This window comes from Bacillota bacterium, assembly GCA_024653485.1.
Taxonomy (GTDB): Bacteria; Bacillota; SHA-98; order UBA4971; family UBA4971; genus UBA6256.
In genome coordinates this window covers 162,301-175,454 of record JANLFY010000002.1, presented here as the reverse complement: position 1 = coordinate 175,454, position 13,154 = coordinate 162,301, and the positions used below count along the sequence as shown (strand labels likewise).

The window sequence follows — 13,154 nt, the reverse complement described above, 5'->3', positions numbered from 1 at the left end:
GCACCGCCCATCCTGAACGCTCAAACTCGGCCCATGTTGCTCCAACTACGCGCCTCGCTGCGCATTGAGCGCGCTTCTGCGTCCCCTACTTCATGTTCTTGATCAGGCCGAAATCCCCTGTCTTGGCAGCAAGGAGAATCGGCCTCATGTACTCTTCGACGAGCGACGCCGAAAGCGACACCGGCATGTTCTTCAGCTTCATGTCGAGTTGCGGATCCTTGGCGGCGGCCATGGCTCGCTCGATGTGCTCGTCCGTGAACCCCGCGATCTCCGCGAGCGTCGTCGGGAAACCAACCTTCTTGCTGAGGCTCACCATTCCCTTCGCGACTGCCACGCCCAGGTCGCGCCCGTCCAGCCTGTCGAGATCAGCAGCGATGTACCCATACTTCCTGTATATCTCGCCAACCACGCGAAGCTGATCTTCCACAGCCGGGGCGAAGAACACGGTGTAGTAGGGGTTCATCACGGCGCACGCACGCCCGTGGCTCGCTATGTCCACCAGCGAGAAGCTCGTGAGGTGAGCACCGTTCGTGCCTCCCACCATGATGGCGTACCCGCCCAAGTCCGTGGCGAGCCCGAGCGCCTCGCGAGCCTCCTCGTTCTCGGGGTCCTCGATGACCTTCTCCATGTTGGCCACCGCAAGCTCGATGCCGACCTCGGCTATCTCCCTCGCCAGGTCATACTTTTGCAGGCCTATCCCGAAGAACACCTCGAGGCAGTGGGCTATCCCGTCGAAAGCCCCGTCAAGCGTCATTCCCTTGGGCACGGTCTTGGTGACCGCATAGTCGAAGACTGCGCGTGACGGCACTATCGCCTCATCCACGATGAGCTTCTTCTGGCCGGCCACTGGGTCGGTCACGTTGGAGTACTTTGTGAGATGCGCTCCAGAACTCGCAGCGCTCTGAACCGCCACCATGGGTAGTAGCCTCTTGCCCGTCTTGGCGAGCGCTGCGCTAACCTGCCCAGTTCCGAAATACGGGTCGATCTCCGGCTCGTATCCTCCGAGCGTTGCGAGCACGTTCGCCGCCTTGACAGCGTCGATGGTGCTGCCTCCTCCCACCGCAATGAGGCAGTCCGGTTTGAACTGAAGCACGTATGTGGCGATGCGGTACACATCCTCCCTTGGAGCGTTGGGTGCGGCGTCCGGGACGATCCGGTCGCCAGAGAGACGCACTCCCCTCTTGGCGAGCGATTCCATCACCGGATCCACCACGTGCTTGAACCAGTCGGCGCGGTTCGCCACCACGAGAGCGCTCCTCCCGAACTCGGAAGCGAACTCGCCTACCTTGTCGATGACCCCGAGGCCGAACGCGTACCTATCCCCTTTGAACCCCTTCAGTAGCTCTCTTGCTCTAGCCTTCAAACTCTCCATTCCCGGCATCGTCCGAGCGCCTCCCATTCCCCATCGTCGCTGCATTGCTCCAGCGTCGCTCCAGCGCCGCTCTAGCGCCCGCTGTCGTCGCCGCCGTCATTCTGCCTTTCTTCGTGCTGTCGCTTTGCCGGTGTCATCCCCCGCGCTCCGAAGGAAACGATCTGGACGAGCTCCTCCACGGAGATCTCGTCCTTCCCGAAATCCCCAACCTTTCTCCCATGCTCTAGCACGACTATCCGATCTGCCACGGGGTACACGTGATACAGGTTGTGAGTGATGAATATCACAGCCAGCCCCCGCTTGCGAGCCTCGTCGATGTAAGACAGGACCTTGTTGGTTTCGTGGACGGAAAGAGCGGACGTCGGCTCGTCCAGGATGAGTAGCTTGCCGCCGAAATGCATGGTCCTCCCGATGGCTATCGCCTGGCGCTCCCCGCCAGAGAGAACTGAGACCTCGTCGTTCGCAGACCTGACGCGGATGCCGATATCCCTTAGGGCCTCTTCCGTGACAGCCCGCATGCTCTTGGCGTCGAGCAGACGGAGAATCCCCACTCTGCGCTGAGGCTCCGCGCCCAGGAAGAAGTTCCTCGCTATACTCATGTTCTCGATGAGCGCAAGATCCTGGTACACCGTCTCGATGCCGAGCTTCCTGGCGTCCTTCGGGGACGCGAATTCCACCTTCCGGCCCTCGAAGCGGAGCTCCCCTTCGTCCGGTCGGTACACCCCCGTAAGGATCTTGATGAGCGTGGACTTACCGGCGCCGTTGTCACCTACCAGCCCCGTGACCTCGCCACGCCGTATGGCTATGTCGACGCTTTCCAAAGCCGTGACTTTGCCGAAGCGCTTGCAAAGGCCGACCCCTTGCATGAGCGGCACTGCACCCGACTCGGCCGGGCCTACCAGGTCGGGTACGCTCGACTCTGCCGAAGCCGACGTCACCTGTGCCACGATATCACCTCCCCCAGCTTCACGTTGAGCGCCACCGCAGCCACGACGATGAAGCCGACGAACGCCATGTACCAGTAAGCCGGCGCTCCCACCATGACGAGGCCGATCCTGATGGACGCCATCGTGACCGCGCCCAACATGGCCCCGAGGATGCTGCCCACGCCCCCCGTAAGGGAGTTCCCGCCCACGACCGCCGCTGCGATGGCTTCGAGCGGCAGGTCCTGTCCCCACACTGGAGACATCGATCCCATCCTGCCCAGCTGAAAACACCCTGCAAGACCAGCCATTACGCCCGCGAGGATGAAATTGACGAGTTTGACTCTAATGTCGGGAACGCCGAGAGCTCGGGCTGCAGCTCTCTTGCCTCCTGTCGCGAACACCCAGTTCCCGTAGGCCGTCTTCTGCAGGATCACCCAGAATACGGCGCCTATCACGAGCCACCACGCAGCGGAGATATGGAACGTATGATATACCTTGGCTCCTCCCAGCCATCTCAGGAGTGGAACGTCGGCGAACACACTGATCGGCCAGCCCTGCGTCAGGTACAACGCCACCCCTCTCCAGAACATCATTGCGCCAAGGGTCGTTATGAACGACGGTATCCTTGCGCTCAGCGTCACGAGACCGTTCAGCGCGCCGATTCCCGCAGAACAAGCCAGGACGACGGCAAAGGCAAGGTACGGACTCCACGACAAGCGCGTGACGAGCATAGCCAAGAGCATGCCTGTGAGGGCGAAATTCGACCCGACCGATAGATCCATCTCCCCGGCTATCATGAGAAAGCTGATTCCCACCGCCACGGTGCCGAGCTCGGCCGCCACCGTGACGATGTCCCCAAACGTGCCCGCGCTCAGAAACTCCTTCTTCATGGATATGAAGACCGCGTATACCGCGACAAGTGCCACGGCCACTCCGACTTCGCGGTGGCCCAGCAGCGCCTTCATCCGCATGCCCACCCCTCCTTGGCGAGATGCGGGGAGGAGCCCCTCCCCGCATCTCTTGCGAGGCCTATCGCGCAGCTCATCTATAGCCCTGCTTCACTAGGGACGCGACGGCGCTTGCGGTCTCCGCCGTGACAAAGCCCCTGCCCGTGTCGTAATCAGCGGGGTTCAGCTTGAACTTGGCGCACAGATAGAGCTCCACTACAGCCATGTAACCCTGGAGGTACTGCTGCTGGTCCACGGTCCCCTCACAGATCCCCTCCGAGATGGCCTGGATGACGGTGGGGTCGAGGTCGAAGGACACCATGAGGACCTTCCCCTTCAGACCGTCGTCCCTGATCATCTTGATCGTCGGAATCGCCCCCAGCGGGCCGAGAGTGAAGATGGCCGCCGTATCTGGGTTGGCTTTCAGGTAGCTGCGCAGGATACCGATGGCCTGTGTGGCGTCTTGCGTTATGTCTAGTTTGTCGACTTTTCCGCCAAGCTCTTGGGTGATCACCTCACTGATGCCCTTCGCGCGGGCCTCCAGGCCAACGTGGCCCGCTTGATGGATCGCAACGACCGCGTGCGCCCCTTTTTTCAACTTCGGCAGGATCTGACGCGCCGCCATCTTGCCCGCTTCGTACTCGTCCATGCCTATGTATGCCATGTAGGGAATCGTCCCCCGAAGCTCCGCGGGCTCTTTACAGTTGATGGCGACTACAGGAATGCCGCGCCCCCTGGCCTCTTTGATCGGCTCGGCCCACGCCCTCGCGTCGCTTATCGTGGTGGCGATCCCGCTTGCCTTGGCCTCCACGGCCGCTCTGAACATGGCGACCTGCTCGGGAACGTTGTACCCGGCCGGCCCCTGGAAGATCGCTCTGACACCGAGGGCCTTCCCGGCGTCTTGCACGCCACGCTGCACCACCGCCCAGAATGGATCGCCCGGACCGGCATGGGCAATGACGTAGAACGTCATCTCGTCAGCGGCCAGGGCCGCGGAACCGAACCCGCCCAAGACAAGAGAGCAACACAACACCAAGATCAACCCGACAAGCCTTTTCATGCGGAAACCCTCCTTCTGGACTTACGGGAATTTGACAACCGCTCGCGTCAGACTCCACGTTCTCGAGGTTTCCTTCGCTCAGTCCCATCAGGTCCTCGACCAACGCACCGACTGTCTCCCACCTCCCCCCCCTTTACGATGGGAGACCGGACGGTGGTCCCGAGTCGCCAAGGGTGCTTCCTGCCTGTCCGTCCGTTGTAATTCGGTTGTCGGAAGTTGCTCTAGTCTTCGGAACTTGCTCTAGTCCAATATCTTGAGTGTCTTGCTCCGCTACTCATCGCTTGCGATGCCCGTCCAGGTAGCGGCCCCGTTTGGCTTCCACGACGCATCCCGCCGTGCAACTTCGGGACACCCCCGGTCTTCAAGCCCTCACTGCAACACGCTTCAGCCTCGCGTACGGCTCGAGAGGCCCGCCGATGAGAGGCAACGCGTACTCGATGAACGCCTCGGTAACGTCGTTACCTGCTTCGCTTATGAACTCGCTCGGCACGTGCTTCTCTGCGTTTGCGACGATGGCCAAGTCGCAGGTCCCGAAATCCACCTCATACGTGGGTCCAGGCTTCCGCGTAATGACCACCATCTTGTCCAGCACCCCCTGGATCGCGCACCTCACGGCGTATCGGCCGACCTCATAGGCTTCCGCGACGTCCACCGGCGAGGCCAGCGCAGCAGATACCCTCTGGATCGTCCCGGGCTTGTCACACCTCGCCTTGATCTTGAGGTTCGTCGCCACGAGGTCGCAGAGGAACTCTCCGACCCCGCCGAGCTGCTTGTGGCCGAACTTGTCCGTGTCGATGGACCGCGATGAGGCCGTGACGTACCTCCCTGCCTCGTCTTTCAGCCCTTCGCACACCGTCACCACACAGTGCCCGAGCCTGTCGTACACGGCCTTCACGTCCGCGAGGAATTTCTCGGGGTTGAACGGCCGTTCCGGCAGGTAGACGAGGTGCGGAGCCGCGTCTTCGTGGTCCCTCGCAAGCACGGTGGCAGCGGTGATCCAACCCGCGTTCCTGCCCATGACCTCGATCACCTTGACGTTGTCCACGACCCCGATCGCTTCGGTATCCAGCCCGGCATCCCTGACCGCGGTCGCGACCCATCGCGCGACGCTCCCGTAGCCCGGAGAGTGGTCCGTCACCGCGAGGTCGTTGTCTATCGTCTTGGGAACCGCCACAACGGCAAGCTCATAGCCTGCCTCTTTGGCCGCCTTGCTCACCTTGTTGGAGGTGTCGGCGGAATCGTTCCCGCCGATGTAGAAGAAGTAGCGGATATCGTACTTCTTGAAGATCTCCACAAGCCTCGCGCAATCCTCCGGGGACACTTTGTGGCGGCACGATCCTAGGGCCGCGGAAGGTGTTGCTCTGAGCCTCCGGATAACGGAGGGATCCTGCTTGCCGAGATCGATGAAGTCCTCCCTGAGCATCCCCAGAACGCCGTGCACCCCACCGTACACGCCCTGAATCTCAGCGTGTTCCAGAGCCTCCTCGATCACGCCCGCTAGACTCGCGTTTATCACCGCGGTCGGCCCGCCGGATTGTCCGACAACTGCATTGCCCTTCAGCGGCATGCCAATCATCCTCCCGTTTCAAACCGCTGACCGCTGCGCCCTGGCCCGGGCGGGCTCACCCCTGGCGGGCCCTGTGCCGAACAGCGAGCGAGCCGCGAGCCTGTCAGCCGGTCGCACCACTCAGCTGAAGTAGCGGGTTATCGCGTCCATGTCCTTTCCGCGCGTCTCCATGAGCACACGCGTGGCTGCCTCCGCGTCCAGCCCCCTGTGGACTATCTCGCTCACAGCCACAGCCACGGCCCTTGGATCGTCCTTGCCGGGAAACGTCACGTTCCTTCCCACGAGCGCGCCCCTGACCGTGGCCCCAGCGCGCATTCCCGCGGCGAACTCCTCGAGTATGCCTGTGGGATCGCCCGTCGACTCGCCACCCAACATGAGTATGGGACAAGTCGTGGCCCTTGCGACTTTGTCATATCCTTCGCAGTAGGGGATCTTCAGCCACGTGTACGCGCTGGACTTCCCGAGCCCCGCCGCGACGCCCACTATCTTGATGAGAGCTTCCGCCTCTTTGAGGGTCTTGAGTTTCCCGTCGGCCCTCCGCATGAAAAGGGCCTCGAGGAACACCGGGATCCCCAAGTCTACCAGCTCGTTGATGGCTTCCACGCAATACATGATCGTCTTGCCGGAATCCGGGTTCTCCGGATCCAACCTGAACATTATCTTCGCGCCGTCGAGCCCCATTTCGGCGATGGAATCCGCGGTGTAGGCGGTCATCGTGTCATCCATCTCGAACACGACTCCCGCGAGCCCGCCTCGGTTCATGCACCCGAGGATGACCTTTTCATCCAGGAAGGAGGGTCCCCCCGCCTCCTGCACGAGGTAGTCGAGGATGAGCAGTTCCTCGATTATGTCTGGCGTTGCCATCACCCCATCGAATCTGGGGTCGGTCAGCACCCTGGCTAGGCGCGAAAGCAGGCCGTACCGGTCGCCGATCGCCACAGGGTCATCGCCGACCTTCGTCACCATGCGCGCGGGATGGTCGGTCGCCAGGATCGTCAACTTGCCATCGCGCGTGAGCGTGCGCCGTCTCTTGCGGCTCTGTGCTATCTCTCTTACAAGCCCAGGCTCATTCACCCTAACGTCAACGATGTCGTCGCAGACCCTCGCAGGCAAGAAGTCCTGCGCCCGAAACTCGTAACCTTCGATGGAGTATCCAAACCTCCCAGACATCCATTGCACCTCCCATGCTCCCTGACTCTGATGCCGACGACCGCTCGCCCGCCCTCCTCCCGGGCACCTACCGATTACCTGGCGTCGCCCACCCAGCGGCGGGTCCCGGGGTCCATAGGAGCGGCGCCAGGTGCTCGCGAGTTCGGGCATACGCCGAGCGGATGTCCGGCTTGTGCAGGATTTCCGCGGAAAGGTAGCTTTCGTAACCCGTTTCGCGCAGCGTGCCCACGATCTCGCGGAAGTCCAGATGTCCGTAACCCGGTGCCCAGCGGTTGCTGTCCGCGACGTGGACGTGCCAGATCCTGGGTGCCGCTTCTCGAAGCGAGCGCGTGATCGACGGTTCCTCGATGTTCATGTGGAAAGTGTCCACGAGCAGGCCCACATTTTCGCCGGAGGCCCGAGCCACCGCGAGCGCGTCCTCAACGGTGTTCCAGATGTCCGTCTCGAAACGGTTCATGGGCTCTAGGAGCAGCCTCACACCTCTTACTTCGGCGTACTCGGCCACCTCCCGCATCCCCGACAATGCGCACTCCGTGGCACGCTCCTCGCCAAGGCCGTCGCGGGCGCGGCCGCGGATGAGCCCCACTATCACAAGCGCGCCAAGCTGCTCCGCCAGATCCACGTGGGCTTTCAGCCTGGACACGGCGCCCTCGCGCCGTGCGGCGTCCGGGTGGGACAGGCTGAATCCCTCGGCGTATGCGGCCCCCGTCCCGATCGCCGGGACCTCCAGGCTGTGGGCGGCGAGAAGACGCTTCAGTGACGCGACGTCGAGGCTCTTGGGATCTCCTATCGCCAGCTCGACGCCACTGAACCCCACCTCTGCCGCCAGGCCTAGCGCCTCGTCCAGCGGAATGTCGGCGGCGAGCGGCGTAGCCTTCGGCGTCGCGTTCACCACGATGCTCAGCTTCATTCCGACGTCACCTCGGTCGTTCATCGGTAGTTCGCGCGGCCACGACGGCCCAAGACCGGAGGGCCGCTTGCCCCTAGGCCACGCGGCCCACCACCCGTGTCGCTTGCGGCGCCGCTCTTCGCAACGCTCACGCCGGCGGATACACCAGGGAGTAGATGCTCCGCCCGCCCGGCGCAAGAGGTCCTTTCAGGACGGATTCGATGTCCTCGCGGCGCCGCTGGCTCATCTCCTCGATGGGCGGGAGTTTCCCGGGTGGGAACGCCTTGAGGATGTCATCGTGCAGCTTCACCATATAGTCGAGGAAGGCTTCGACGCCCGGCTTCGCCTTCTCCGGGTCGGCGAGAGTGGACTTGCCTACGCACCCTTCGGGCGTGGCTGCGTACTCCGCGGGGCCGCACCCTATGTGCCCGTACCAGGCTATCGGCCTGTGAAGCAGGTTGCCCGCCTTGTCCACGTGCCCTTCGGGCAGGTAGCCCCTGGGCGTCGTGTCCACCGCCTTCGATTGATCCATGAGCTCGGGGAAGAGCGCGAGGCTCCATGACGTCTCCACCTCGTCCGCGTGGATGAAAGGAGTCTCGTACACGCCGCCCTGTCCTTTCAGCCTGAAATGGTCCTGCACGGCGTGGTACCAGTTGACGTTGATTATGACCGCCGGCACCTGGTACGTCTTCCCGAACTGGTGTATCGCCGTGGGGATGACGTACTCTTGGCCGTGCCCGTTGAGGAGTATCATCTTGCGGAACCCCATGTTCCAGAACCCGGCCATCATCGACTTGAGGAGGCCACAGAATATCTCCTCTGGCACTATCACGGTGCCGGGCATACCCATGTGGTGGAACGGGTGGGAACCATACCAGACCGGCTGAGCCACGGTGCAGCCGGTCCTGAGAGCGACGGCCTCGGCCATCCTCGTCACGAGGAAGGTATCCTCGCCGATGCACGCGTTGGGCCCGTGGTTTTCAGTGGATCCCACGGGAACGATGAGGATGTCGTCTTTCTTCAGACGCTCCTGGATCTGGCTCATCGTCATGTTCTGCAGGTACACACCCGACGGTTCGTCCATGTGCCCCTTCTTCGGAGGCAGTTCCCATTTGCCCATATGAGACGCTCCTTCCTTCGCAAATTGCCCACGCTCACCTGGGCCCTCACCCCGGGCCCAAGCAAGCTCAGAGCGGAGACTGGCGAGAGCAGAGACTCGCGCCGCTCGTCCGCCTGCCTTTCCTGTTGTTGCGGGCTCCGGGACAGCCTCTCTAATCGGGCGTAACGACTACCTTCACGGCCTTCCCGGACCTCATCGCCTCGAAGCCCTCGATTATGTTGGCGACGCCCACCCGATGCGTTATGAGGGCGTCAGTATTGATGGCCCCGCTCTCGAGGACTTTGATGGCGGGCGGGAACGTGTACTTCGCTATGTAGGTGCCGAGCACGGCGACCTCGTGGCGAGTGATGTAGTACTGGGCCACCGGGGGCGCCACAGACTGGTTCATCCCAAAGAGGAGCACCTTGCCTCCGCGCCTCACGAGATCCAGCGCCGCCGGCAGCAGAGCGCCCACGGCATCCACCACGACGTCCGCGCCGATACCTGTCTCGGCCATTACCCTCGCCTTGACGTCGGTGCTGCGCGGATCTATTACGAGGTCGGCGCCGCTTCTCTTGGCAGCCTCAGCTCTCACCTCAGCCACTTCGGAAACGATGATCCTGCCCGCGCCAGCAGCCCGGAATACCTGTATGAACAGAAGCCCGATCGGCCCCGCTCCAAGCACCACCACAGACTCGCCAGGGTGCAGCCGCACTTTCTCGGTGCCGTTGACCACGCAAGAGAGGGGCTCCGCAAACACCGCCGCGTCGGGCGGAACGGCTTTCGAGATCTTGTGGAGGGCCTGCGCGGGCGCTACGTTGTAAGTGGCGAACCCGCCATCCATGAAGATTCCGAGCGTGGTCATGTTCTCACACATGTTAGGCATTCCCATGCGGCAATAGCGGCACCTGCCGCACGTGAGGTTGGGATCGACCACGACCCTGTCGCCTTCGCGCAAGCCCGCGACTCCCGTGCCCACCTCGAGGACGGTCCCAACGTATTCGTGGCCGAGGATGGAGCCGGGCGTGGCCGGGTGGCCCGGCGGAACCTCCAGGATGTGCACGTCGGTGCCGCAGATGCTCGCCGCGTCGACTCTGAGAAGGACCTCGTCATCCTTGCGAATCGTCGGCACTGGAACCTCTCTGACGGCGAGCTTGCCGTCGCCTTCGAAGACCGCTGCCAGCATGGTCTTGTCCTCCATCGAAAACCCTCCCGAACCCCAAGTCTCGGTTGGTGCGACCGTCCGCCCCGATCGCCCGCCACGTACTGCCCGCCACGGACCGTCCGCACTCCCAGCGTCATGTGGCGCCTCCTCGCCTCCTCTGGACCGGCACGAGGACGCGCCGCAAAGACGTGCCGCGAGGACCGCGGAGCCAGGCCGGCCAGACGAGAGCTAGATGAGAGCGGTTATCTTGCATTCGCTCCTATCCGTCTGAAGCCTTATGATGTTCTCCGGCACCTCGTCCATGGAGATCCTCTTGGTAACGAGCGGCAGGACATCCATGCCCGACGCGATCGAGCTTATGACCCTCGGGAACGTCCCATGACCCGAATGACCCTGGGATCCTACTATGCGCGCCCGCCTCACCTGGAAGACCTCTCCGGTCACCGGGATCTTGGCGTCAGCGCGCGCTACGATGGACACCGTGGCCTCTATCGTCTTCCCTTCCCATATCGCCTGCTCGATGCCTGGCCATACGGCGGCCGGAAGGCCTGTGGCCTCGAGGTAAAGGTTCGCGCCCATGCCACGGGTGAGCTCCAGCACCGCTTCGGTGAAGTCCTGCTCGACAGGGTTGATTACGTAGTCTGCGCCCATCTTCTTACCTAGCTCCGCGCGGCGCTTCGACGGCTCCGAAAGTATGACCCTAGCCGCGCCCGCGCGCTTCATTATCGCCACAGCCGCGAGTCCGATGGGCCCGCCCCCGCATATCACGACGTTGTCGCCGGGCCGGATCCCGCCCGTGACGTCGATGACGGCCGTATACGCCACAGATGTGGGCTCTACAAGGGCCCCCGCCACGAATACGTCGTCGCCGGCGTACCTCTCTCTCAGCTCCTCGATGCTCCAAACGTACCTCGCATCCACCGTGATGTACTCAGCGAACGCTCCGTCGCAGCTGAACCCGAGCTCTTGAAGGGCCTCGCACTGGTTTGGATACCCGTCAGCGCACGGGCGGCACGAACCACACCAGAGCATCTCCTCGGAGCAGACCGCCTCGCCGGGCTCGAAGGGTTTGCGCGTCCGCTTGTTTATGGCGTTCTTCCCCGCCTCGACCACCACGCCGGAGAACTCGTGCCCCAGCGTACACGGGAACGCGGTGAGACCCGGATAGAAAATGTAGCCCTCTTCATCCGCCTGAGCCATGTGGACGTCGCTTCCGCAGATACCGCAGGCCTTCACCTTCACCAAGACCTCGGTGGGGCCAGGCTTCGGGACGTCCTTCTCCACGACTTGAAGTCTGGGGTTCCGCCACACCTTGCTCCCCAAGTATGTCAGCTTTCCGTCGATGTCCTTCGCCCCGAGCTTGAAACCTGGCCTAGGCTGCCAATCACAGGACAGAACCACCGCTTTCATCTCTTCATGCCTCCTTGTCAACGCCTCGTCGAATTCGTGCAATCCTCCCAAGACCACCGAAAGAGCTGGGAACGCCTCCTTGAGATGTCCAACACACGCCTCCCCTCGCCGGTCTCATCCTTGCCCATCCCATCGCCCGAGCCCGGCGACCCCGCCGGCAAGCTGCGACCGCGGCCTACGTCGTCGCGGTCTGCGCCTCACCCGGCGAAAGCTCACCGGAGCGAGACTGTCCGCCCGTCTCCCCCGCGCCTTCGCGGCGGTGATACTCTCCGCACGTCCTGCGCACCACCAAGCGCGGAGGGAGGACCACACGGCGCGGTTGCTGCTCGTCGCCGACCTTCCCCTCGATGCGTTCGAACAGCATGCGCGCGGCTATCGCGCCGATATCATACTTGGGCTGGGCGACCGTAGTAAGCTGCACGAGATGAAGACGGGCGAACGGGATGTCGTCGAATCCCACCACGGCGATGTCTTCGGGCACCCTGAAGCCACGCTCGTAGATCGCCTCGAGCGCGCCCATGGCCATGTAGTCGTTGGCGGCGAACACGGCCGTGACACCAGGTGCGCGGTCCAAGAGCGTGCTCATCGCACGGTACCCGCCCTCTTGCTTGAAATCCCCTTCCACGACGAGCTGCGGGTCGAGCTCCACGCCTGCCCGGCGGAGTGCTTGGCAGTACCCTTCGTACCTGTCTGCGCTGGCGGATACGTGGGAGGGACCCGCCAGGTAAGCTACTCTCTGGTGGCCGAGCCTTACAAGATGGGTCGCGGCCTGGAACCCCCCGAGCACATTGTCCACGACCACGCTGTCTGCCTCTACATCAGGCAGTGTGCGGCCGGCGAACACGAAGGGGATCCGTTTCGAACGCAGATTGCTCATATCGCTTTCGCCCGCTTTGACGGACGTGAAGATGATCCCGTCGACCCTCTTCTCTACGAGGAGGTCTATGTAGGCGGCCTCCTTCTTCGGCCTGCCGTCGGTATTGCACAAGATGACGTTGCTGTCGAAGTCCGAGGCGAGGTCCTCCACACCTCGCGCCACCTCTGCGTGGAACGGGTTGGTAATGTCCGACATGATGAGGCCGATCGTGCCCGTTCTCCGCGTATTCAGTCCCCGCGCGAGCGCGTTGCGCGTGTAACCTATCTCCTTTATCGCCGCGAACACCGCGCACCTGGTCTCTTCGGCGACGTTGGGGTCGGCGTTCAAGACGCGTGACACGGTCGATTTGGACACGCCGGCCACCCTGGCGACGTCACGAATTGTTGGGCCCAAGCCAATCCACCTCATTCAAGGGCCTCGTGCGACCCTTCGTGCTCAAGCGGGACCGGACCGGGACCGGTCCCACGCTCCATTATTCGGCAGGCTCGGCCGGACTCCTCCTTACTCCGGAAGAAATCTCTGTCCCGTGACAACCCGCAGGCGAGTCTCTAGTGGAAAAGCCGGGGAGCAGGGAATGGAACCGCGGCGCAAGCAAACTAAAGGCTTGGCGGGCGCGCCCGCCGAAGATGATGCTCTTGAGAAGTTGATAGTGAGGGGATCGTTGTCAGCGCC

At 62.9% G+C, this 13,154-nt stretch carries 11 protein-coding genes; all 11 read right to left on the bottom strand.

Going from position 1 to position 13,154, the window contains the following annotated elements:
• Positions 1-85 precede the first annotated feature (85 nt).
• The 11 genes from NUW12_02295 to NUW12_02245 all read right to left on the bottom strand — a co-directional run bounded on the left by NUW12_02295 (position 86) and on the right by NUW12_02245 (position 12,890).
• On the bottom strand, positions 86-1,372 hold the full coding sequence (locus NUW12_02295) for an iron-containing alcohol dehydrogenase (GenBank protein ID MCR4401605.1): 1,287 nt from the start codon (positions 1,370-1,372) through the stop codon (positions 86-88).
• A 71-nt stretch (positions 1,373-1,443) separates the two neighbouring features.
• A complete protein-coding gene (locus tag NUW12_02290) occupies positions 1,444-2,238 on the bottom strand; it encodes an ATP-binding cassette domain-containing protein (GenBank protein MCR4401604.1) in 795 nt (264 codons plus the stop codon).
• A 68-nt stretch (positions 2,239-2,306) separates the two neighbouring features.
• Complete coding sequence (locus tag NUW12_02285) at positions 2,307-3,269, bottom strand: ABC transporter permease (protein ID MCR4401603.1); 963 nt, start codon at positions 3,267-3,269, stop codon at positions 2,307-2,309.
• A 70-nt stretch (positions 3,270-3,339) separates the two neighbouring features.
• The gene (locus NUW12_02280) at positions 3,340-4,305 is read right to left on the bottom strand and encodes a substrate-binding domain-containing protein (GenBank protein ID MCR4401602.1); all 966 of its coding nucleotides are present in this window, start codon (positions 4,303-4,305) and stop codon (positions 3,340-3,342) included.
• A gap of 361 nt (positions 4,306-4,666) precedes the next feature.
• A complete protein-coding gene (locus NUW12_02275) occupies positions 4,667-5,872 on the bottom strand; it encodes a 6-phosphofructokinase (GenBank protein MCR4401601.1) in 1,206 nt (401 codons plus the stop codon).
• Positions 5,873-5,992: 120 nt separating this feature from the next.
• Entirely contained in the window at positions 5,993-7,042 is a 1,050-nt protein-coding gene (locus NUW12_02270; GenBank protein ID MCR4401600.1) for a hypothetical protein, read from the bottom strand.
• A gap of 67 nt (positions 7,043-7,109) precedes the next feature.
• Positions 7,110-7,952, bottom strand: a complete 843-nt coding sequence (locus NUW12_02265; protein ID MCR4401599.1) for a sugar phosphate isomerase/epimerase — start codon at positions 7,950-7,952, stop codon at positions 7,110-7,112.
• 127 nt (positions 7,953-8,079) lie between these two features.
• Entirely contained in the window at positions 8,080-9,051 is a 972-nt protein-coding gene (locus NUW12_02260; protein MCR4401598.1) for a creatininase family protein, read from the bottom strand.
• Between the two features lie 151 nt (positions 9,052-9,202).
• On the bottom strand, positions 9,203-10,231 hold the full coding sequence (locus NUW12_02255) for a zinc-dependent alcohol dehydrogenase family protein (protein MCR4401597.1): 1,029 nt from the start codon (positions 10,229-10,231) through the stop codon (positions 9,203-9,205).
• 192 nt (positions 10,232-10,423) lie between these two features.
• Positions 10,424-11,605: an alcohol dehydrogenase catalytic domain-containing protein gene (locus NUW12_02250; GenBank protein MCR4401596.1), complete on the bottom strand. Its 1,182-nt coding sequence runs from the start codon at positions 11,603-11,605 to the stop codon at positions 10,424-10,426.
• Between the two features lie 175 nt (positions 11,606-11,780).
• Positions 11,781-12,890: a LacI family transcriptional regulator gene (locus NUW12_02245; protein MCR4401595.1), complete on the bottom strand. Its 1,110-nt coding sequence runs from the start codon at positions 12,888-12,890 to the stop codon at positions 11,781-11,783.
• Positions 12,891-13,154: the final 264 nt, after the last annotated feature.